Here is a 21,013-nt window from a genome sequence, read left to right as displayed (position 1 = left end):
GCCAGGGGTCGGGACAGGCCGGGAAGTCTCTCGCAAACGAAAAAGCCCTGTGAGGCACTGCTTCACAAGGCTTTTGGATTTTTTGGTGGCGCTTCAGGGATTCGAACCCCGGACCTGCGGATTATGATTCCGTCGCTCTAACCGGCTGAGCTAAAGCGCCAACAGACCGCTACTCTAGCGCCGACCCTGCCGGGTTGGCAAGAGCTTTTGCGAAAATTTCTTGAAATTTCTCACGGCTCGCCGGCCGGAGGCGTTTCCGGCGTTTCCGGTGCGTCCTGCGGCACAGCTTGCGGCACTTGCAGCGCTTGCGTCCAGCCGCGCAGCGTCAGCGCCAGGTCCTCGAGCCCGGTGCGCTTGAGCGCGGAGAACAGCAGCACCGAGATGTCGGCCTCGTCGGTGGCGATCTCGCCGAGCATCTCCTGCACCTTGCGCAGCGCCTCGGCGCTCTCCTTGCGGTTGAGCTTGTCGGCCTTGGTCAGCAGCACCAGCAGCTTCATCTCGCCGGTGCCGACGCGCGGCGACACGAACTGCAGCAGTTGCCGGTCGAGGTCGGTCAGGCCGTGGCGCGAATCGACCATCAGCACCACGCCGCCGAGGTTGCGGCGGATCTCCAGGTAGTCGGCCATCACCTGCTGCCAGCGCAGCTTGGCGGCGCGCTCGACCGCGGCGTAGCCGTAGCCGGGCAGGTCGGCGAGCAGCGTGTCGGCGGCGTTCTTGGGGCCGAGCTCGAACAGGTTGATGTGCTGCGTGCGGCCGGGCTTCTTCGACGCGAAGGCGAGCTGGCGCTGCTGCGTCAGCGTGTTGATGGCGGTGGACTTGCCGGCGTTGGAGCGGCCGACGAAGGCGATCTCCGGTAGCTCGGTGGTGGGCAGCTGGTGCAGCGCGCTGGCGGTGGTCAGGAAGCGGGCGGTGTGGGCCCACGCGAGGGCGGCCTTGCCGGGGGACGGGGCGGCCGGGGCGGGGCGCGCGGATTCGCTTCGCGCGGCCCCTGGAGTATTTTGGTCGGTCATGCTGCGGACCATTGTAAAATCCCTAGGTTTTGTACCCCAACCCTTTTCAAAGCATGAAGCCCGTCGTCTCCCTGCTGCTGGCCGCCGCGATGGTGGTGGCTCCCGCTGCCATGGCCCAAACCGCGGCGAAGCCCGACCTCGAAAAGGGTCAGGCCATCGCGACCCAGGTGTGTGCCGCCTGCCACACCTTCGACGGCAGCCGCGGCGCGCCGGCGAACCCGATCCTGCAGGGGCAACACCCGGAGTACCTGGTCAAGCAGCTCGCCGAGTTCAAGTCCGGCAAGCGCCCGAGCCCCGTGATGCAGGGCTTCGCCTCGATGCTGAGCGAGGACGACATGCGCAACGTCTCCGCCTTCTACGCCTCCAAGCAGGCCGAGAAGGGCGCCGCGACGCAGAAGGACCTGGTGCGCCTGGGCGAGAGCATCTACCGCGGCGGCATCGCGTCGAAGCAGGTGCCCGCCTGCGCGGCCTGCCACAGCCCGACCGGCGCCGGCATCCCGGCGCAGTACCCGCGCATCGGCAGCCAGCACGGCCCCTACGTCGAGGCGCAGATGGTCGCCTTCCGCGACGGCAAGCGTCCCAACAGCTCGCAGATGGTGCAGATCGCCGCGAAGATGTCGGATCGCGAAATCAAGGCGGTGTCCGACTACGTGGCCGGACTGCGCTGAACCGAAGACGCGACCAGTCGCGTCCTCTCGCTGTAGATCTCGAAGGCGGGGCCTGTGAAAGGGTGCCCGCCTTTTTTTTTGCGGTGGTTTTTCGCCACCCGGGATAATTGATCCATGTCAGCCTCCACCACCGGTCTTGAAGTGCGATCCGGATCGCGCAAGCTGCGCGATGCAGTGGAACTGCTGTCCTCGATGCGATTCGCGATCGCCCTGCTGACGATCATCTGCATCGCCTCGGTGATCGGCACCGTCGTCAAGCAGCACGAGCCCTTCAACAACTACGTCAACCAGTTCGGTCCCTTCTGGGCCGAAGTGTTCGGCGCGCTGAACCTGTACGCGGTCTACAGCGCGTGGTGGTTCCTGCTGATCCTGGCCTTCCTCGTGATCTCCACGAGCCTGTGCATCGCGCGCCACACGCCGAAGATCCTCGCGGACCTGAAGACCTACAAGGAGCACGTGCGCGAGCAGAGCCTGTCGGCCTTCCACCACAAGACCTCGGGCTCGCTCGCCGAGACGCCCCAGCAGGCGCTCGACCGCCTCTCGCGCCTGCTGCAGCGCAACGGCTGGAAGGCGCGCGCGCAGGTGCGCGAGCACGGCGTGATGGTCGCGGCCAAGAAGGGCGCGGCCAACAAGCTCGGCTACATCGCCGCGCACTCGGCGATCGTGCTGATCTGCGTCGGCGGCCTGCTCGACGGCGACCTGATCGTGCGCGCGCAGATGGCGCTCGCCGACAAGACGCCCTACATGGGGGGCGGCTTCATCCGCGACGTGCCGGCGCAGCACCGCCTCGCCGCCACCAACCCGACCTTCCGCGGCAACATGCTGGTGCCCGAGGGTGCGGTCGGCAACGCGGCGATCCTGAACCTTGCCGACGGCGTCGTGATCCAGGACCTGCCGTTCTCGATCGAGTTGAAGAAGTTCATCGTCGAGTACTACGACACCGGCATGCCCAAGCTCTTCGCGAGCGAGATCGTGATCCACGACCACGAGACCGGCGAGAAGAGGCCCGCCACCGTGAAGGTCAACGAGCCGGCCTACCACCGCGGCATCGCGATCTACCAGTCGAGCTTCGACGACGGCGGCTCCCGGCTCACGCTGCAGGGCTGGCCGCTGCGCCAGGGCGGGCAGCGCTTCGAGGTCGAGGGCGAGATCGGCGGCTCGACGGTGCTCACCAACCGCGACGAGAAGCTCACGCTCGAGTTCGTCGGCCTGCGCGTCGTCAACGTCGAGAACATGAGCGACGGGGCGAACGGCGGCGGCAGCGGCGCCGACGTGCGCAAGGTCGACCTCGCGCGCAGCCTCGAGAGCCACCTCGGCTCGGGCGTCAAGACGCGCACCGAGCGACAGCTGAGCAACGTCGGCCCCTCGGTGAGCTACAAGCTGCGCGACGCGAGCGGCCAGGCGCGCGAGTTCAACAACTACATGCTGCCGATCGAGATCGACGGCCAGCGCGTCTTCCTCGCCGGCATGCGCGACACGCCGGCCGAGCCCTTCCGCTACCTGCGCATCCCGGCGGACGAGAGCGGCAGCCTCGAGGGCTGGATGCGGCTGCGCGACGCGCTGCACGACCCGCGCCTGCGCGACCGCGCGGTGGCGCGCTACGTCGCGCAGGCGCTGCCCGAGGGCCGGCCCGAGCTCGCCGAGCAGCTCGCGGTCTCGGCGCGGCGCAGCATGAACCTGTTCGCCGGCGCCGAGCCGGTGAAGTCCGGCGACGCGGCGCCGGGGGGCCTGCAGGCGATCTCCGACTTCATCGAGGCCAACGTGCCCGAGGCCGAGCGCGCGCGCGCCTCGGAGGTGCTGATCCGCATCATGAACGGCGTGCTGTTCGAGCTGCTGCAGCTCAGCCGCGAGCAGGCGGGCCTGAAGCCGCTGCCGCCCGACGGCGTCACGCAGGCCTTCATGACGCAGTCGGTGCTGTCGCTCAGCGACTCCTTCTTCTATCCCGCGCCGGTGCTGTTCCAGCTCAAGGACTTCACGCAGGTGCAGGCGAGCGTCTTCCAGCTCGCGCGCGCGCCGGGCAAGACGCTGGTCTACCTCGGCTGCCTGTTCCTCGTCATCGGCGTGTTCGCGATGCTCTACGTGAAGGAGCGCCGGCTGTGGATCTGGCTGCAGCCGGCCGGCGAGGGTTCCACCCAGCTCACTGCCGCGCTGTCCACCACGCGCCAGACGCTGGACCTCGACCGCGAGTTCGAGGACCTGCGCCGGCACCTGCTCGATACCCGCGCCGCCCAGCGCCCCCCGGAGGCCGCATGACCACCACGACCCTCGACTTGAACGCCCCGGGCTACTTCGCCCGCCGCAGCTGGTTCGACTGGCTGTTCGCCGCGCTGGTGATCGCCGGTACCGGCTTCGCCTTCAGCCGCTACAGCGGCGCGATGAACGAGTACGAGCAGTGGATCCTCGCCGGCAGCGCGCCGTCGCTGATCTGGCTCGGCTGGTTCTGGGGTCGGCTGAAACCCCTGATGCTCGGCGTCGCCGCCGCGTCGCTGCTCGCGATCGCGCTCTACGGGCGCACCCCCGACGCCTTCGGCGCCGACCTCGCGCAGGCCGACAACGTGTTCCTGCTGAAGTACTTCCTGTCGAGCCAGAGCGCGATCCTGTGGATGAGCATGCTCGTGTTCATGAGCACGGCGTTCTACTGGATCGGCTTCTTCGGGCGCGGCACCGAAGGCACCGCACAGACGATCGGCTCGCGCCTGGCCTGGGCCGCGGTATTCATGGCGCTGGTCGGCACGCTGGTGCGCTGGTACGAGAGCCACCAGATCGGGCCCGACATCGGCCACATCCCGGTGAGCAACCTCTACGAGGTGTTCGTGATGTTCGTCTGGATGACGGCGCTGTTCTACCTCTACTACGAGCACCACTACCGCACCCGCGCGCTCGGCGCCTTCGTGATGCTCGTCGTCAGCGCCGCGACCGGCTTCCTGCTGTGGTACACGGTCGAGCGCGAGGCGCATGCGATCCAGCCGCTGGTGCCGGCGCTGCAGAGCTGGTGGATGAAGCTGCACGTGCCGGCCAACTTCATCGGCTACGGCACCTTCGCGATCGCCGCGATGGTGGCCTTCGCCTACCTGGTGCGCCAGCACGCGAGCGAGACGCGCTGGTGGAAGCTCGCGCCGCTGTGGCTGCTCGGCGTCATCCTCTGCTTCGAGCCGCTGGTGTTCCGCAAGTCGCCCGGCGCGGAAGGGGGCCTGAGCACCTACTGGGCGCTGTACTTCGGCATCTCGGCGCTGATCGTCGGCGGCATCCTCGCCGCGCGCCGGCGCATCGCCGAGCGGCTGCCGGCGCCGGAAGTCCTCGACGACGTGATGTACAAGGCGATCGCGGTCGGCTTCGCCTTCTTCACGATCGCCACCATCCTCGGCGCGCTGTGGGCCGCCGAGGCCTGGGGCGGCTACTGGAGCTGGGACCCGAAGGAGACCTGGGCGCTGATCGTCTGGCTCAACTACGCGGCCTGGCTGCACATGCGGCTGATGAAGGGCCTGCGCGGCACGGTCGCCGCTTGGTGGGCGCTGGTGGGCCTGGTCGTCACGACCTTCGCCTTCCTCGGCGTCAACATGTTCCTGTCGGGGCTGCACTCCTACGGCGAGCTCTGATTCCCGTCCCCGGCCGGAACCGGCGCTCCCGCGGCATGTCGAACCTGATCCTTCCACCCACCGGCGGGAGTCCCACACGCCGCAGGAGTCATTGATGTCCAAGCGCAAGGAACGGGGTTTCGAGCACCCGCTGTCGTCCGAGATCACGCCGCGCGCCGTCTACGAGCAGCGCCGCGACTGGCTGCGCTGGATGGCCGCCGGCGGCGCGGGCGCGGCGCTCGCCGCCTGGGCCGGGCGCGAGGCCTTCGCGCAGGCCGCGCCCCCCGGAAAGCTGCCGCCGCTGCCCGGCGCACGCAGCACGGTGCCCGGCGCGGTGACGATGGACAAGCCGACCGCCTACGAGGACGTGAGCGGCTACAACAACTTCTACGAGTTCGGCACCGACAAGGAGGACCCGGCGCGCCACGCCCAGGCCCTGAAGACGCGGCCGTGGACCGTGGTGGTCGAGGGCGAGGTCAGGAAGCCCGGCACCTTCGACCTCGACGCGCTGCTGAAGCTCGCGCCGATGGAGGAGCGCACCTACCGGCTGCGCTGCGTCGAGGGCTGGTCGATGGTGATTCCCTGGGTCGGCTACTCGCTCGCCGAGCTGATCCGGCGCGTCGAGCCGACCGGCAACGCGAAGTACGTCGAGTTCCACACCCTCGCCGACCCGAAGCAGATGCCCGGACTCCGCTCCCGCGTGCTGGACTGGCCCTATGTCGAGGGGCTGCGCATGGACGAGGCGATGCAGCCGCTGACGCTGCTCGCCTTCGGCCTCTACGGCGAGGTGCTGCCCAAGCAGAACGGCGCGCCGCTGCGCCTCGTGGTGCCGTGGAAGTACGGCTTCAAGAGCGCGAAGTCGATCGCGCGGATCCGCTTCGTCGAGAAGCAGCCGACCACCGCGTGGATGAAGTCCGCGCCGCAGGAGTACGGCTTCTACTCCAACGTCAACCCGGAGGTCGACCACCCGCGCTGGAGCCAGGCGACCGAGCGGCGCATCGGCGAGGACGGGCTGTTCGCGCGCAAGCGGCGCACGCTGATGTTCAACGGCTACGAGGCGCAGGTCGGCTCGCTCTACGCCGGCATGGACCTGCGCAGGTTCTTCTGAGGCCCGGGTGGCGAGTCCCGTCGCCGCCGCGGCTGCCCGGGCCGCCGGCGTGAACCGGCTGCTGCTGCACCGCGCCGCGAAGCCGGCGCTGTTTCTGCTCGCGCTCGCGCCGCTGGTCTGGCTGTTCTTCAGCGTGGCGGCGGACCGGCTCGGCGCCAACCCGGCCGAGGCCCTGATCCGCTCGCTCGGCGACTGGACGCTGCGCCTGCTGTGCATCGCGCTCGCGGTCACGCCGCTGCGCCAGGGCTTCGGCTGGCCGGCGCTGGCGCGTTTCCGCCGGATGCTCGGGCTGTTCGTCTTCTTCTACGCCAGCCTGCACCTGCTCGCCTACGCCTGGTTCGACATGGGGCTCTACCCCGACGAGATCGCCCGCGACATCGCCAAGCGCCCCTTCATCCTGGTCGGCTTCGCCGCCTGGGCGCTGATGCTGCCGTTGGCGGCGACCTCGTTCAACCGGGCGATCAAGGCGCTGGGCGCCGCGCGCTGGCAGGCGCTGCACCGCGCGGTCTACGCGGTGGCGCTGCTCGCGCTGCTGCACTTCTTCTGGATGCGCGCCGGCAAGAACGACTTCGCCGAGGTGGCGGTCTACGCGGCGATCGTCGCGCTGCTGCTGGGCTGGCGGCTGTGGCAGGCGCTGCGGCGCAAGGCGGCCCGCCGCTGAGGCGGGCCGCGCCGTCGGCTCAGCGCAGGATCAACACCGGCACGGCGCTGGTGCGCAGCATCGTCGTCGTCGTGCTGCCCACGATCAGCTGGCGGATGCGCGAGTGGCCGTAGGCGCCCATCACCAGCAGCGACAGGCCGTGGCGGCGCTGGTAGTCGCCGATCGCCGTCTCCGCTTCGCCCGCGAGCTGCGCGGCCTGAGCGTCGAAGCCTGCGGCCTCGAGCCGGGCTCGCGCCCAGTCCAGCGCCTCGCGGCCGGCGCGCTCGCCGCCGGCCATCACCACGTGCAGCGGCAGGCCGCGCAGCAGCGGGCTGGCCGCGACGCGCTCGACCATCGCGCGGCCGGTGGCGCTGCCGTCGAAGGCGATCAGCGCGCTCGCCGGCGCCGTGAAGCTGCCGCGCGAGGCGACCAGCACCGGCCGCTGCACCGCGCGCACCACCCGCTCGAGCCGGTGGTCCAGGTGCAGCCGCCCGCCCGGGCCGTCCTCGCGGTGGTGGCGGCCGGCGCCGAGCACGAACAGCCGCGTGCCCGGCTCGAGCTCGAGCAGCGTGTCGACCAGTGCGCCGTGGCGCTGCCGCGTCTCGACCTGCGCGACGCCGGCGCGCTCGGCCGCCTCGCGTGCCGACTGCAGCAGCAGCCGGCCGTGCTCCATCGCGACGCGAGCGCGCTGCTCGTCGAGCGTCGCGAGCTGCGCGAGCAGCGCCTCCTGCGCATCGACGCCGATGCTGCCGCTCAGGTCCTGCGGCTGCACCGGCGCGGTCTCGGGATGCCGGTCCAGCACGTGCAGCAGCTCCAGCGGCGTGCCGAGCCGCGTCGCAGCCCAGGCGGCGTGCGCGCAGACGTCGTCGCCGTCGGCCCGGTCGGCAATGCAGGCGATCACCTTGTCCATCACGGTCTCCTTGCTTCCTGGTTTCTCAGTGGCCCATCAGCCGCGCGTCCGCGTCCGGCTTGTCGTGCACGCCGAAGCGGTCGACCATCGTCGCGCTCGCCGTGTCCAGTCCTGTCACCTCGACCGTCGTGCCCTCGCGGCGGAACTTCAGCACGATGCGGTCGAGCGCGCTCACCGCGGTGATGTCCCAGAAGTGCGCCCGGCTCACGTCGATGCGCACCTTCGGCACCACCTCCTTGAAGTCGAAGGCCGCGGCGAAGGCGTCGGCCGACGCGAAGAACACCTGCCCGACCACGGTGTAGACGCGCTCGCGGCCCCCGTCCTCCAGGCGCGAGCCGACGTGCAGCACGCGGCCGACCTTGTGCGCGAAGAACAGGCCGCTCAGCAGCACGCCCACCAGCACGCCCTGCGCCAGGTCGTGCGTCGCGACCACCACCGCGACGGTGGCGAAGGTCACCACGCTCGAGCTCCAGGGCAGGCGCCGGATGTCGCGCAGCGAGGCCCAGCTGAAGGTGCCGATCGACACCATGATCATCACCGCGACCAGCGCCGCCATCGGGATGCGCCCCACCCAGTCGCCGAGGAAGACGACGAAGATCAGCAGCAGCACGCCCGCGGCGAAGGTGGACAGCCGCCCGCGCCCGCCCGACTTCACGTTGATGACCGACTGGCCGATCATCGCGCAGCCCGCCATGCCGCCGAGCAGGCCGGCGGCGATGTTGGAGATGCCCTGGCCCTTGCACTCGCGGTTCTTGTCGCTGGCCGTGTCCGTCAGGTCGTCGACGATCTGCGCCGTCATCAGCGACTCGAGCAGGCCCACCACCGCGAGCGTGACCGAGTAGGGCGCGATGATGCGCAGCGTCTCCCAGGTGAGCGGCACGTCCGGCAGCAGGAACACCGGCAGGCTGTCGGGCAGCTCGCCCATGTCGCCGACGGTGCGCACGTCCAGGCCGAGCGCGAGCGAGGCCGCCGTCAGCACCACGATGCACACCAGCGGCGAGGGCACCCCGCGCGTCAGCAGCGGCAGCAGGTAGATGATCGCCAGGCCCGCGGCGACCATCGCGTAGACCACCCAGCTCACGCCGGTGAGCTCGGGCAGCTGCGCCATGAAGATCAGGATCGCCAGCGCGTTGACGAAGCCGGTGACCACCGAGCGCGACACGAAGCGCATCAGCACGCCGAGGCGCAGATAGCCGGCAGCGATCTGCAGCACGCCGGTCAGCAACGTCGCGGCGAGCAGGTACTGCAGGCCGTGCTCCTTGACGAGCGTGACCATCACCAGCGCCATCGCGCCGGTGGCGGCCGAGATCATGCCCGGGCGCCCGCCGGTGAAGGCGATCACGACGGCGATGCAGAAGGAGGCGTAGAGCCCCACTTTCGGATCGACGCCCGCGATGATGGAGAAGGCGATGGCTTCGGGGATCAGCGCCAGCGCGACGACGAGGCCGGACAGCAGGTCGCCGCGCACGTTGGAGAACCACTCCTGGCGGATGGAGTCGAGGGACATGAAGGGAGCTCGCAATGGATCGCATCGCCGCGCGCGGCAGCCGGACGCGGACGACAGGGGGACACCGGGGCGGTGTCGAGCGGAGAGACGGGTTCGGTCCCGGCGCGGCCGGGACGGAGTCCTGCGGCGGACTCCCGGCGCGGGCCGCCCGCTAGGGCGGACAGGTCCGCGCGGCCGGGCCCTGGGGAAGGGCGGGGGGATGTTGCATCGCATCATTCTAGCGGCGGCCCGCGATCGAGGCGCGGGCCGCCTGTCAACTGCGAGAATCCCTGATTCTTCGCCCCCGTCCTTTCCGCGTCGCTCCGTCCCATGCAAGCCTCCCCTCCGCCCGCCGTGCGCCACACCCACCTCGAGGACGCGCAGGCGCTCGTCGTCGCGACGCTGATGCTGTCGCTCGGCCTCGCGCTCTACGCGCATGCCGGCCTGCTGACCGGCGGCACCGCCGGCATCGCCTTCCTGCTGCACTACTGGAGCGGCCTCGGCTTCGGCCCGGTCTTCTTTCTCGTCAACCTGCCCTTCTACTGGCTGGCGCTGCGCCGCATGGGGCGGGCCTTCACGGTGAAGACCTTCGCCGCGGTGGCGCTGCTGTCGGTGTTCGCCGAGTTGCAGCCGCTGGTGCTCGGCATCGAGCGGCTGGAGCCGCTCTACGCGGCGGTGATCGGCGGGCTGCTGATGGGCACCAGCCTGTTGATCCTGTTCCGCCACAAGGCCAGCCTCGGCGGCGTCGGCATCGTCGCCTTCTACCTGCAGGAGCGCTGGGGCTGGCGCGCCGGCAAGGTGCAGATGGCGGTGGACGGCGTGATCGTGCTGGCGGCCTTCTCGACCGTCGAGCCGCAGCGCGTGCTGCTGTCGGTGCTCGGCGCGGTGGCGCTGAACCTGGTGCTGGCGATCAACCACCGGCCCGGCCGCTACCTGGGGATGTGAGGTGCCGTTCTCGCTCGCTTCTGCCGTCCATAGCGACCTGACGATCAAGAAGAGCCGCTTCCTCGGCTGCGTCGAGGCGGTGCCCGACCGCGCCGCGGCGCAGGGGCGCGTCGCGCAGCTGCGCGCCGAGCATCTGGGGGCGGCGCATGTCTGCTGGGCGCTGCTCGCCGGCGGCCAGTCGGCTGCGGTCGACGACGGCGAGCCCGGCGGCACCGCCGGGCGGCCGATGCTCGACGTGCTGCGCCACCAGGACCTCGAGGGCGTGCTCGCCACCGTCGTGCGCTACTACGGCGGCGTGAAGCTCGGCGCCGGCGGCTTGGTGCGCGCCTACACCGACGCGGTGGCGCAGGCGCTGTTGCAGGCGCAGAAGGTGCCGCTGCGAAAGCTCGCGACGCTGCGCTGCACGGTGCCCTACGCGCTCGAGGGCCTGTTGCGCCGCGAGATCGACGCGGCCGGCGCGGTGCTGCTCGACGTGGCGCACGGCAGCCAGGTCGAGCTGCGCATCAGCCTGCCGCAGGACGCGGCGGACGCCTTCGTCAGGCGCGTCGGCGAGGCGGGGCAGGGGCGGGTGGGCTGGCTGCAGCCGCAATGAATTCCTGCGCCTGCGGCTTTCAGCCGGACGACGGGCCCGCCCTGTCCCCGTCCTTCAGCAGCAGGGCCCGCGAATAGTCGAGAAACTCGTCCAGGTGCTCAGTGATGACCTTGACGGTGATCGGCAACTGCAAGGCCTGGTAGTCGTGCACCGCCACGTTGCGGAAGCCCACCATGCGCTTGAGCGCATCGGCGAGCGCCGGCTCGATCCATCCGGCCCGCGACAGCAGAGCGAACACGTCGCGGGCGCTCTGCGGCACCCCCAGCCTTTCGCGCCGCACCAGGTGCTGGCCCATGTCCAGCGCCGCCTCGCAGGCGCGCTGGATGTTGAGGATGGCCGCGTCCTGGCGTGTGTAGTCGGTGGCGAAGCTGTCCGGCCCGCGCGCGTACTCCTCGCGGGCGCGGGCCACGCAGCGCTCGATCGTCGCGGCCTTGTTGAGCAGCACGTCATCCGCCATGGATCCTCCCATCCTTCGCGATGTCGGCCAGCAGCCCGGCCCGGGCCGTATCGAGCGCGGTCTTCTCGCTCAGCACGAAGCTCTCGAACAGGCCCGCCTGCACGTCGCGCGCCCACAGGCGCAGGCCGGTGGTGAGAATCCGGTGCTGCATCACCGTCGAAGCGGCCCGCAGGTCCAGCAGGTCCACCGGGCAGCCGGCCAGATCGGCCAGCGTTCCCGACAACTCCCACAGCACGAGCGGATCGGCATAGCCCTCGACCAGCACGGCGAGGTCCAGGTCGCTGTCGGGGCCGGCATCGCCCGAGATCCGGCTGCCGAAGGCATAGACCGCCATCAGGCGCGGGATCGAGGCGCGCAGCGCCTGCACCAGGGTGCCCTCGCAGTCGAGCAGTCCGGCAGGCAAGGGGGGGGAGGCAGTGGAGTCCATCACCGGGATTGTTGCGCCAAGGGCGCCTCGTGTGTGTCCGTCGTCCCCTCGTCCTGTTCTTCCGCCGGCGCCTGCCGCGCCAGCACCGGCGCGAGCGACACGCCGGTGTGGCTGCCCGACGCGACCAGCTGCTCGGGCGTGCCGGCGACGACGATCCGGCCGCCGCCGGTGCCGCCCTCGGGGCCGAGGTCGAGCACCCAGTCGGCCTCGGCGATCACGTCGAGGTCGTGCTCGATCACCACCACGCTGTGCCCGCCGTTGACCAGCCGGTGCAGCACGCGGATCAGCTTCTCGACGTCGGCCATGTGCAGGCCGACCGTCGGCTCGTCGAGCACGTAGAGCGTGTGCGGCGCCTTGTTGCCGCGGCGCGTCACGTCGTCGCGCACCTTCGACAGCTCGGTGACGAGCTTGATGCGCTGCGCCTCGCCGCCCGACAGCGTCGGCGACGGTTGCCCCAGCGTCAGGTAGCCCAGGCCCACGTCCTTGAGCAGCTGCAGCGGGTGCGCGATCGAGGGCATCGAGGCGAAGAACTCCACCGCCTCGTCGACCTCCATGTTCAGCACCTCGCCGATGTTCCTGCCGCGCCAGGTGACGGCCAGCGTCTCGGCGTTGAAGCGTGCGCCGTGGCAGACGTCGCAGGGCACCTTCACGTCAGGGAGAAAACTCATCTCGATCGTGCGCAGGCCCTGGCCCTCGCAGGCCGGGCAGCGGCCGGCGCCGGTGTTGAAGCTGAAGCGGCTCGCGGCGTAGCCGCGCGCCTTGGCTTCCAGCGTCTCGGTGAAGAGCTTGCGGATCATGTCCCAGAAGCCGATGTAGGTCGCCGGACAGGAGCGCGGCGTCTTGCCGATCGGCGTCTGGTCCACCTCCAGCACGCGGTCGATCAGCTCCCAGCCCTCGACCGACTTGCAGCCCTGCGGCGCCGGCAGCCCCTTGCCCCGGCTGGCGATGATGGCCTGCACGTTGGCGAGCAGCACGTCGCGCGCGAGCGTGGACTTGCCCGAGCCGGACACGCCGGTCACCGCGACCAGCCGGTGCAGCGGCACCCCGGCATCGACCTTGCGCAGGTTGTGCAGCTCGGCGCCCTTCACGACGAGCCGCGCGCTGTCGCGCGCGACCGGCCGCCGCGGCTGCAGCGGGTGCAGCAGCGGCCGGGCGAGGAAGCGGCCGGTGAGCGAGTCCTCGTGGCGCGCCAGCTCCGCGGCCGTTCCTTGGGCGACCACGCGGCCGCCGCGCTTGCCCGCGCCGGGGCCGATGTCGATGATGTGGTCGGCACGCCGGATCGTGTCCTCGTCGTGCTCGACCACCACCAGCGTGTTGCCGAGGCTGCCGAGCTTTTCCAGGGCATCGAGCAGGATGCGGTTGTCGCGCGGGTGCAGGCCGATGGTCGGCTCGTCGAGCACGTAGCACACGCCCTGCAGGTTGGAGCCGAGCTGCGCCGCGAGGCGAATCCGCTGCGCCTCGCCGCCCGACAGCGTCGGCGCGGCGCGGTCGAGCGTCAGGTAGCCCAGGCCCACGTCGCCGAGGAACTCGAGCCGGTTGCGGATCTCGCTGACCACGTCGCGCGCGATCGCCTGCTCGCGCTCGCCCAGGGGCAGCGCCTCGACCCAGTCGCGGGCCTCCTCGACCGAGCGCGCCGCGATCTGCGCGATCGATTCGCCATGGAAGCGCACCGCGAGCGCGGTCGCGTTCAGCCGCGCGCCGTGGCAGGTGCCGCAGGGCTGCTCGCCGACGTCCTCGACCTCGGGCTCGGCGAAGCTCTGCTCGCGGCCGCGCTCGCCGTCGTCGCGGATCGAGTCGTCGAGCGCGCGGCGCTGCTCGCGCGTGAGCGCGACGCCGGTGCCGACGCAGTCGCCGCACCAGCCGTGCTTGCTGTTGTAGGAGAACAGGCGCGGGTCCAGCTCGGGGAAGCTGGTGCCGCAGCTCGGGCAGGCGCGCTTCGTGGAGAACACGCGCAGCTCGCCGATGCCGGCGCCGCTGCCGCCCTCGGCCATCGATTCGCGCAGGCCGTCGAGGGAGCTGAGCACATGCAGCACGCCCTTGCCGGCCTCGAGCGCCTGGCCCAGCAGCGCGCGCAGCTCGGCCTCGTTGGCCGGCGCGACGACGATGTCGCCGACCGGCAGCTCGAGCGTGTGCTCCTTGAAGCGGTCCAGCCGCGGCCAGGGATCGACCGGCAGGAACGCGCCGTCGACGCGCAGGTGGGTGTGGCCGCGCGCCTTGGCCCATTTCGCGAGGTCGGTGTAGACGCCCTTGCGGTTGACGACCAGCGGCGCCAGCAGCCCGATGTGGCGGCCGCGGTAGTCGCGCATCAGCTGCGCGGCGATCGACTCCGCCGTCTGCGGCTGCACCGGCACGCGCGCGTCCGGCGTGCACACCGGGCAGTGCTGCACGCCGAGCTTCACGTAGAGCAGGCGCAGGAAGTGGTACAGCTCGGTGGTGGTCGCCACCGTGCTCTTGCGCCCGCCGCGCGACAGGCGTTGTTCAATGGCGACGGTGGGCGGGATGCCGTAGACCGCGTCCACCTCGGGCCGGCCCGCCGGCTGCACGATCGAGCGCGCGTAGGCGTTGAGCGACTCGAGGTAGCGGCGCTGGCCCTCGTTGAACAGGATGTCGAAGGCGAGCGTGGACTTGCCCGAGCCCGACACGCCGGTGACGACGCTGAATTTCCCCCGCGGGATGTCCACGTCGAGCGATTTCAAATTGTGCTCGCGGGCGTTGACGATGCGGATCACCTCTTCACCCGCCTGCCGCGCCTCGCGGCGGCGCGCGAGCGCGACGCTCTGCAGCGGCCGGCCTTCCTCGACCGCCAGGCCGCCCTGGCCGAGCGCCTTGTCGTAGTCGCGCAGCGCGGCGCCGGTGTGCGAGGTGGGGTGTTGTTTCACGTCGTCGGGCGTGCCGGTGCAGACGATCTCGCCACCGGCCTCGCCGCCCTCGGGGCCGAGGTCGACCAGCCAGTCCGCCGCGCGGATCACGTCGAGGTTGTGCTCGATCACGATCAGCGAGTGGCCGGCGTCGAGCAGCTTCCTGAACGCGCGCATCAGCTTGGCGATGTCGTCGAAGTGCAGGCCGGTGGTCGGCTCGTCGAAGAGGAACAGCGTCCCCTTCCTCGCGAGCTTCTGCTTGCTCGCCGTGGCGTTCTTCGCCGCCTCGGCCAGGAAGCCGGCGAGTTTCAATCTCTGCGCCTCGCCGCCCGACAGCGTCGGCACCGGCTGGCCGAGCTTGACGTAGTCCAGGCCCACGTCGGCGAGCGGCTGCAGCGCGCGCACCACCTCGCGGTCCGCGCCGAAGAGCTTCACCGCCTCGGCGACCGTCAGCTCCAGCACGTCGGCGACGTTGAGCGCCCTGTCGCCGCGCTCGATCGTCGCCTCGAGGATCTCGGCGCGGTAGCGCCGGCCGTCGCAATCCGGGCAGCGCAGGTAGACGTCGGAGAGGAACTGCATCTCGACATGCTCGAAGCCCGAGCCGCCGCAGGTCGGGCAGCGCCCGTCGCCGGCGTTGAAGCTGAACATGCCGGCGCCGTAGCCGCGCTCGCGCGCGAGCGACGAGTCGGCGAACAGCGCGCGGATCGTGTCGAAGGCGCCGACGTAGCTCGCGGGGTTCGAGCGCGCGGTCTTGCCGATCGGCGACTGGTCGACGAAGACCGCGTCGGTGAGCCAGTCGGCGCCGAGCAGCCGGTCGTGCTCGCCCGGCGTCTCGGTGGCCTGGCCGAAGTGGCGCGCCAGCGCCGGGAACAGCACGTCCTGCATCAGCGTGCTCTTGCCCGAGCCGGACACGCCGGTCACGCACACCAGGCGCTGCAGCGGGAACTCCACCGAGACATTGCGCAGGTTGTGCTCGCGCACGCCCTCGATCACGAGCTTGGGCGTGCTCGCGTCCACCAGCCGGCGCAGGCCGATGCCGACCTGCCGGCGCGCGCCCAGGTAGGTGCCGGTCAGCGTCGGCGCGGCCTTCAGTTCTTCCGGCGAGCCGTCGAACACGAGCTGGCCGCCGGCGGCGCCCGGCCCCGGGCCCATGTCGAGCACGCGGTCGGCGGCGAGCATCACCGCCGGGTCGTGCTCGACCACCACCAGCGTGTTGCCAGCGTCGCGCAGGCGCTGCATCGCCTCGACGATGCGGTTCATGTCGCGCGGGTGCAGCCCGATGCTCGGCTCGTCGAGCACGAAGAGCGTGTTCACGAGCGAGGTGCCCAGAGCGGTCGTCAGGTTGATGCGCTGCACCTCGCCGCCGGAGAGCGTGCGGCTCTGGCGGTCCAGCGTCAGGTAGCCCAGGCCCACGTCGCACAGGTACTTCAGCCGCGTGCGGATCTCCAGCAGCAGCAGCTCCAGCGCCTCGTCGAGCATCGTGCTCGGAAGCGTCAGCGTGTCGAAGAAGCGCCGCAGCCGCTCGATCGACAGCAGCATCAGGTCGTGCAGGCTCAGGCCCGGAAACGCTTCGAGCTGCGCGCGGCTCCACGACACGCCCACGGGGAGAAAGCGCTGCGCGGGCGGCAGCACCGCGTCAGCGCCGGCCTTGTCGCCGAGCCGCCACTGCAGCGCCTCGGTTTTCAATCTCGCGCCGCCGCAGGCCGGGCAGGGCGTGTAGCTGCGGTACTTGGACAAGAGCACGCGGATGTGCATCTTGTAGGCCTTGCTCTCGAGGTACTCGAAGAAGCGGCGGATGCCGTACCACTGGCGGTTCCAGTCGCCCTTCCAGTCCGCGCCGCCCTCGATGACCCAGTGCCGGTGCTCCTCCGACAGCTGGCTCCACGCGGTGTCGCGCGGGATGCCGGCCGCGCCGGCGTACTTCAGCAGGTCGGCCTGGATCTCCTTCCAGGCCGGCGTCTGGATCGCCTTGATCGCGCCCGAGCGCAGCGTCTTGCGGTGGTCCGGGATCACCAGGCCCCAGTCCACGCCGATCACGCGGCCGAAGCCGCGGCAGGCCTCGCAGGCGCCGAAGGCCGAGTTGAACGAGAACATCGCAGGCGAGGGCTGCGAGTAGCGCAGGTCGCTGTCGGGACAGTGCAGGCCGGACGAGAAGCGCCACAGCTCGGGCTCGCCCTCCTCCTGCAACACGTAGACGTTGACGCGCCCGCTGCCGCGCTTGAGCGCCACTTCCAGCGCCTCGATCGCGCGCGCCTTCTCGGTGGTCTGGATGCGGAAGCGGTCGGCGACCACGTCGAGCAGCTTGCGCGGCCCGGTCGGCGTCGCCACCTCGCGCTCGGCCTGCACGCGCGTGAAGCCGCTCGCCGACAGCCACTGCTCGATCTCTTCCTGCGAGGTCTGCGCCGGCAGCTCGACCGGGAAGGTCACCACCAGCCGCGGGTTGAGCGGCGCGGTGCGCGCCATCAGCGTGGCATAGATCGACTCCGGGTCGTCCTGCCGCACCGGCTTGCCCGAGACGCGGTCGAAGAGTTGCGCCGCGCGCGCGTAGAGCAGCTTCAGGTGGTCGTTGAGCTCGGTCATCGTGCCGACCGTCGAGCGCGAGGTGCGCACCGGGTTGGTCTGGTCGATCGCGATCGCCGGCGGCACGCCCTCGACCTTGTCCACCGCAGGGCGGTCCATGCGGTCGAGGAACTGGCGCGCATAGGCGCTGAAGGTCTCGACGTAGCGGCGCTGGCCCTCGGCGTAGAGCGTGTCGAACACCAGGCTCGACTTGCCCGAGCCGCTCGGACCGGTGACCACCGTCAGCTCGCCGGTGTGCAGGTCGAGGTCGAGGTTCTTGAGGTTGTGCTGGCGCGCGCCGCGGATGCGGATGACTCCGGAGGACATGAGGCTGGGCTCGATGGAGGAGGGGCAGCCATTCTAGGAAGCGCGTCCCGGCGCTGCCGGCGCCGTCCGGGAGCCCCCTTGCCGCGTGCAGGCAGGCTGCGGTTTTCCACATCGGGGCCGGCCCGGCGCGGTGGAACACTGCCGGTCTTTCATGTAACCAAGGGTTTTCCATGAGACGTCTGTTCCGACTGTTCGCACTCGGCGCTTCCTTGTCCCTGGCGGCAGGGGACGGGCCGGCGCAGGCGCAGATCCGCATCGGCCAGCCCTCGGGCTTCACCGGCGCGGTGGCGACCGGGGTGCAGGAGAACACCCAGGGCGCACGGCTGTGGTTCGACACTGTCAACGAACGCGGCGGCATCCACGGCCAGAAGATCGAGCTGTTGACGGCGGACGACAAGTTCGACCCGAAGCTCACCGCCGAGCTCGGCCGCAAACTGATCGCCGAGCAGGGGGTGGTCGCGCTCTTCCTCAACCGCGGCACGCCGCACGCCGAGGCGCTGCTGCCGGTGATCAACGAGTTCAAGGTGCCGCTGGTGGCTCCCTCGACCGGCGCGATGCTGCTGCACCGGCCGGCGCATCCGCTGGTGTTCAACGTGCGCGCGCCCTACCAGCGCGAGGCCGAGCGCGCGGTGCGCCACCTCGCGCAGATCGGCATCCAGCGCATCGCGCTGCTGCAGACCGACGATTCCTTCGGCGCCGACGCGGTGCAGGGCGCGCTGCGCGGGCTGGAAGCGGTCGGGCTGCAGCCGCTCTTCCTAGAAAAATTCGACCGCGCCCGGCCCGACTTCAGCCGCATCGCGCAGCGCGTGATGCAGGAGCAGGCACAGGCGGTGATGTTCATCGGCGCGGCCGCCTCCGTCGCATCCGGCACGCAGGTGCTGCGGCAGGCGGGCTCGCGCGCGCAGGTAGTCACTCTGTCGAACAACGCCTCGGGCGGCTTCATCAGGCTGATGGGCGAGCACGCGCGCGGCACGATCGTTACCCAGGTCTTCCCGTACGAGCGTTCGATGGCCTCGCCACTGGTGAAGGAGGCGGCCGACCTGGCGCGCACCCGCGGCATCGCCGAGCTGACGCCGGCGATGCTCGAGGGCTACACGGCCGCCAAGGTGCTGACCGAGGGCCTGCGGCGCGCCGGCCCCGGCGTGACGCCGGCCAGGCTGGTGCAGGCGCTCGAGGGCCTGCGCCGCTACGACCTCGGCGGGCTGGAGCTGAGCTTCGGCCCCGGCGATCGCAGTGGCGTGGAGTTCGCCGACCTGTCCGTCATCGGGCCCGATGGGCGTTTCCAGCGCTGAGCGCGCCGCCCCGGCAGCCGGGGCGGACGGCGCGGCTCAGTTCGGCACGTCGATGCGGCCCGGCTCGATGCGAATGCGGTCGGCCGCGGTCGGCTGCGCAGCGAAGGGCGGCAGGTTCGCGCTCGTGAGGGGGAGGGCAGCGCCCGGCGTGCCGCTGCGCGGCAGCGTGCGCAGCACTTGGCTGGGCGGCAGCGGCCGGCCCTCGCTCAGGTGCGCGTACATCGCGTCGAGCGCCCGGTTCAGGTAGACGTGCAACGGCACGAAGCGGGTGTCGAGGCCGGGCAGCAGCGCGGGCAGGCCGATGAAGCCATCGAAGTGCTGCGCGTTCGTCACCTCGATGTAGGACAGCCGGCTCGCGTCGCCCTCGACCGCGCGGTTGAGCGCCGCATAGGGCCGCGAGGTGTGGTTGACCGGCAGCAGCGCGTCGGCACGGCCGTGCACGATCAGCGCCGGCTTGCCGTGCAGCCGCCCGCTGCGGCGCGTCTCGTCGATGCCGGTGCGCAGCGCCTGCGCGCGCGGCGTGTCGGCCGTCAGCAGCGCGCGCAGGCACAGCGCGCCGTCGGTGTTGAAGTCCGCCTGCCCCGTGCTCGCGGAGGCCGACAGCAGGCTGCGCCGCGGCCCGCCCGGGGCGTTCTCGTTGACGAGCTGGACCCCAGCCGAGGGCGGCACGCCGTTGCCGGTGGCGAACATCGACGCGAGCGAGGCGGGCGCCAGCGGCACGATCGCGCCGCCCGTCCCCGTTGCCGCGAAGCCGAAGCCGCACAGCCGCTCGGTCACGCTGGCGCGCGAGTAGGCGTTGGCATAGGTGACCGTCACCGCCGAGGCCACCTCGAAGGCCGCGTGCGAGGCGTGCAGCGGGCCGGCCTCCGGCTCCCAGCCGTGTTCGAGCAGGCGCTCCAGCGCCGAAGCGGCCTGTGCCGCGGGGGTGTCGCCGGACACGAGGCCGGCCGCCTTCAGCGCGGCGCAGCGATTCACCGCGAAGGCCGCGATCACGAAGGACAGGCCCGGCGCCTGCGAGAGTTCCGGCGCGAGCACCGCGCAGGGCTGCATCAGGTTGGCCCAGCTCATGTAGTCGTACAGTGGCAGCCCCGAGCGCGCCACTGGCCGGCCGCCGCGCAGCACCGTGACGGCCGGCGAGGCGGGTGGCTGCACCGAGGGCTCGCTGACCGCGACGCCGTCGATCAGGCCGCCGGTGTCGAGCTCGGCCGCCGCCAGCGCCGCGCCGCCGCCGTTGGACAGGCTCGACGCGATCACCAGCGTGTTGGCGGGGCGAAAGGACGGCTGCGCCACGCCGGCCGGCCGCCCGAAGTGGTCGTCGAGCGCCCAGAACGCGAACTCCACCGCCTTCAGCGTGAAGCGGCCCCAGTCCTTCTCCGGGTTGCGCTGCGAGTGCGCATGCTTGAAGGCGAAGTGCTGCGGCGTGGCGGCGTTGAACTTCGCCAGCTGCTGCGCGTTGAGCCGGGCCTCGAAGGCGACGCTCTCCTTGTCCGCGTCGCCCGCCCCGACGCGCAGCCCGTCGATCAGCGGCACCGTGTCCTTGCTCAGGTCGTGCGGCGCGCCGCCGGTGCCCTTGTCGGTGTAGGCCACCGCGCAGCCGCGCTTGAGCCCCCACTCGCCGGTCGAGATCGCGCCGTAGACGCCGCGCGAGCCCGACGAGGTGGCGGTGACGATGCAGGGCCGCTGCGGGTCGAAGTGGGCCGGGATCTGCACCATCAGCGTCGCGTTCTGCCAGGAGGTGCCCTTCGCGTAGGCGAGGTACTCGACCCCGGCGATCCTGCCTTCGCCGCCAGTGGGCCGCTCCTGCAGGTCCACCGCGGGGCCGTAGAAGCTGCCGTAGCCGCCCGCGGGGGTCATGTCGACGAGCGCGCGGTAGTTCGTGTAGATCGCGAGGCGGCGCAGCTCCGCCGCGGTGGGCGGGTCGGAGACCGGCGGTGCCAACGGGGAGGCCAGGCCGGAATGGCCGAGCCCGGCCGTCAGCAGGTCGTCGCTCGTGCCGTCGTAGGCGCTCTTGCGCACCTGGTGCACGCCTTCCGGCAGCCCCGCGGGGCGGGCCTCTGCGGCGCCCTGCGCCGCCAGCGCCAGCAGCGCGCCGAGCGCGGCGACGGCGCGGGGAATGTTGCGCAGGCGGGCCCGTGGTTCGAAGTTCGTCTCCATGGTCC

Annotated in this window: 15 protein-coding genes and 1 tRNA gene; 8 read left to right on the top strand and 8 right to left on the bottom strand. The window is 71.1% G+C overall.

Features of this window, described 5'->3' with window-relative positions; genetic code table 11:
* Positions 1 to 83: 83 nt before the first annotated feature.
* Positions 84 to 160 (bottom strand) — tRNA-Met (locus D3A59_RS05460).
* Positions 161 to 230: 70 nt separating this feature from the next.
* Positions 231 to 1,010, bottom strand: a complete 780-nt coding sequence (gene yihA / locus D3A59_RS05455; RefSeq protein WP_119153946.1) for a ribosome biogenesis GTP-binding protein YihA/YsxC — start codon at positions 1,008 to 1,010, stop codon at positions 231 to 233.
* A 53-nt stretch (positions 1,011 to 1,063) separates the two neighbouring features.
* On the opposite strand from yihA, the gene D3A59_RS05450 reads away from it, so the two are divergent.
* The 5 genes from D3A59_RS05450 (at position 1,064) to D3A59_RS05430 (ending at position 7,022) form a co-directional block, all read left to right on the top strand.
* Positions 1,064 to 1,678 (top strand): c-type cytochrome, encoded by a 615-nt coding sequence (locus D3A59_RS05450; RefSeq protein ID WP_119153878.1) that lies wholly within the window; start codon positions 1,064 to 1,066, stop codon positions 1,676 to 1,678.
* Between the two features lie 114 nt (positions 1,679 to 1,792).
* Entirely contained in the window at positions 1,793 to 3,931 is a 2,139-nt protein-coding gene (locus tag D3A59_RS05445) for a cytochrome c biogenesis protein ResB (RefSeq protein ID WP_119153877.1), read from the top strand.
* Complete coding sequence (gene ccsB / locus D3A59_RS05440; RefSeq protein WP_119153876.1) at positions 3,928 to 5,274, top strand: c-type cytochrome biogenesis protein CcsB; 1,347 nt, start codon at positions 3,928 to 3,930, stop codon at positions 5,272 to 5,274. The genes D3A59_RS05445 and ccsB overlap by 4 nt, the downstream gene beginning before the upstream one ends.
* A gap of 94 nt (positions 5,275 to 5,368) precedes the next feature.
* Positions 5,369 to 6,361 (top strand): protein-methionine-sulfoxide reductase catalytic subunit MsrP, encoded by a 993-nt coding sequence (gene msrP, locus D3A59_RS05435; RefSeq protein ID WP_419187235.1) that lies wholly within the window; start codon positions 5,369 to 5,371, stop codon positions 6,359 to 6,361.
* Positions 6,362 to 6,410: 49 nt separating this feature from the next.
* Positions 6,411 to 7,022, top strand: a complete 612-nt coding sequence (locus D3A59_RS05430; RefSeq protein ID WP_119153945.1) for a protein-methionine-sulfoxide reductase heme-binding subunit MsrQ — start codon at positions 6,411 to 6,413, stop codon at positions 7,020 to 7,022.
* Between the two features lie 19 nt (positions 7,023 to 7,041).
* On the opposite strand, the gene D3A59_RS05425 is transcribed toward D3A59_RS05430, so the two are convergent.
* Both D3A59_RS05425 and D3A59_RS05420 read right to left on the bottom strand, forming a co-directional pair.
* Positions 7,042 to 7,911, bottom strand: a complete 870-nt coding sequence (locus tag D3A59_RS05425; protein ID WP_119153874.1) for a universal stress protein — start codon at positions 7,909 to 7,911, stop codon at positions 7,042 to 7,044.
* A 25-nt stretch (positions 7,912 to 7,936) separates the two neighbouring features.
* Positions 7,937 to 9,418, bottom strand: coding sequence for a SulP family inorganic anion transporter (locus D3A59_RS05420; protein ID WP_119153873.1), 1,482 nt, complete (start codon positions 9,416 to 9,418; stop codon positions 7,937 to 7,939).
* 309 nt (positions 9,419 to 9,727) lie between these two features.
* Between D3A59_RS05420 and D3A59_RS05415 the strand changes: the two genes are divergently transcribed.
* Together D3A59_RS05415 and D3A59_RS05410 are read left to right on the top strand one after the other, a co-directional pair.
* Entirely contained in the window at positions 9,728 to 10,342 is a 615-nt protein-coding gene (locus D3A59_RS05415; protein ID WP_119153872.1) for a YitT family protein, read from the top strand.
* A 1-nt stretch (position 10,343) separates the two neighbouring features.
* Positions 10,344 to 10,934 (top strand): IMPACT family protein, encoded by a 591-nt coding sequence (locus tag D3A59_RS05410; RefSeq protein ID WP_119153871.1) that lies wholly within the window; start codon positions 10,344 to 10,346, stop codon positions 10,932 to 10,934.
* 19 nt (positions 10,935 to 10,953) lie between these two features.
* Here the strand turns inward: D3A59_RS05410 and hepT are convergent, their stop codons facing one another.
* From hepT to uvrA, 3 genes are read right to left on the bottom strand one after another with little or no spacing between them, the layout of a single operon-like run.
* Positions 10,954 to 11,391, bottom strand: coding sequence for a type VII toxin-antitoxin system HepT family RNase toxin (hepT, locus tag D3A59_RS05405; protein ID WP_119153870.1), 438 nt, complete (start codon positions 11,389 to 11,391; stop codon positions 10,954 to 10,956).
* On the bottom strand, positions 11,381 to 11,818 hold the full coding sequence (gene mntA / locus D3A59_RS05400; RefSeq protein WP_119153869.1) for a type VII toxin-antitoxin system MntA family adenylyltransferase antitoxin: 438 nt from the start codon (positions 11,816 to 11,818) through the stop codon (positions 11,381 to 11,383). The genes hepT and mntA overlap by 11 nt, the downstream gene beginning before the upstream one ends.
* Positions 11,818 to 17,562 carry an excinuclease ABC subunit UvrA gene (gene uvrA / locus D3A59_RS05395; protein WP_119153868.1) on the bottom strand — a complete coding sequence of 1,915 codons (5,745 nt, stop codon included), beginning with the start codon at positions 17,560 to 17,562 and terminating at the stop codon, positions 11,818 to 11,820. Before uvrA ends, mntA begins: the two co-directional genes overlap by 1 nt.
* Positions 17,563 to 17,732: 170 nt before the next feature.
* Between uvrA and D3A59_RS05390 the strand changes: the two genes are divergently transcribed.
* The gene (locus D3A59_RS05390) at positions 17,733 to 18,854 is read left to right on the top strand and encodes an ABC transporter substrate-binding protein (RefSeq protein ID WP_119153867.1); all 1,122 of its coding nucleotides are present in this window, start codon (positions 17,733 to 17,735) and stop codon (positions 18,852 to 18,854) included.
* 36 nt (positions 18,855 to 18,890) lie between these two features.
* Here D3A59_RS05390 and D3A59_RS05385 read toward each other — a convergent pair whose 3' ends face one another.
* Positions 18,891 to 21,008 carry a 3-hydroxybutyrate oligomer hydrolase family protein gene (locus D3A59_RS05385; RefSeq protein WP_119153866.1) on the bottom strand — a complete coding sequence of 706 codons (2,118 nt, stop codon included), beginning with the start codon at positions 21,006 to 21,008 and terminating at the stop codon, positions 18,891 to 18,893.
* Positions 21,009 to 21,013: the final 5 nt, after the last annotated feature.

Source organism: Caldimonas tepidiphila (genome assembly GCF_003569765.1).
In the GTDB taxonomy this organism is placed as follows: Bacteria; Pseudomonadota; Gammaproteobacteria; order Burkholderiales; family Burkholderiaceae_C; genus Caldimonas; species Caldimonas tepidiphila.
Note: the sequence above shows the minus strand (reverse complement) of the source record. Positions and strands in the feature narration are given on the sequence as shown.

What these genes read in the sequence shown, in the direction of transcription:
- yihA (WP_119153946.1), bottom strand. Translation starts at nt 1,010, where the DNA reads ATGACCGACCAAAATACTCCAGGGGCCGCGCGAAGCGAATCCGCGCGC.
- D3A59_RS05450 (WP_119153878.1), top strand. Translation starts at nt 1,064, where the DNA reads ATGAAGCCCGTCGTCTCCCTGCTGCTGGCCGCCGCGATGGTGGTGGCT.
- D3A59_RS05445 (WP_119153877.1), top strand. Translation starts at nt 1,793, where the DNA reads ATGTCAGCCTCCACCACCGGTCTTGAAGTGCGATCCGGATCGCGCAAG.
- ccsB (WP_119153876.1), top strand. Translation starts at nt 3,928, where the DNA reads ATGACCACCACGACCCTCGACTTGAACGCCCCGGGCTACTTCGCCCGC.
- msrP (WP_419187235.1), top strand. Translation starts at nt 5,369, where the DNA reads ATGTCCAAGCGCAAGGAACGGGGTTTCGAGCACCCGCTGTCGTCCGAG.
- D3A59_RS05425 (WP_119153874.1), bottom strand. Translation starts at nt 7,911, where the DNA reads ATGGACAAGGTGATCGCCTGCATTGCCGACCGGGCCGACGGCGACGAC.
- D3A59_RS05420 (WP_119153873.1), bottom strand. Translation starts at nt 9,418, where the DNA reads ATGTCCCTCGACTCCATCCGCCAGGAGTGGTTCTCCAACGTGCGCGGC.
- D3A59_RS05415 (WP_119153872.1), top strand. Translation starts at nt 9,728, where the DNA reads ATGCAAGCCTCCCCTCCGCCCGCCGTGCGCCACACCCACCTCGAGGAC.
- hepT (WP_119153870.1), bottom strand. Translation starts at nt 11,391, where the DNA reads ATGGCGGATGACGTGCTGCTCAACAAGGCCGCGACGATCGAGCGCTGC.
- mntA (WP_119153869.1), bottom strand. Translation starts at nt 11,818, where the DNA reads ATGGACTCCACTGCCTCCCCCCCCTTGCCTGCCGGACTGCTCGACTGC.
- uvrA (WP_119153868.1), bottom strand. Translation starts at nt 17,562, where the DNA reads ATGTCCTCCGGAGTCATCCGCATCCGCGGCGCGCGCCAGCACAACCTC.
- D3A59_RS05390 (WP_119153867.1), top strand. Translation starts at nt 17,733, where the DNA reads ATGAGACGTCTGTTCCGACTGTTCGCACTCGGCGCTTCCTTGTCCCTG.
- D3A59_RS05385 (WP_119153866.1), bottom strand. Translation starts at nt 21,008, where the DNA reads ATGGAGACGAACTTCGAACCACGGGCCCGCCTGCGCAACATTCCCCGC.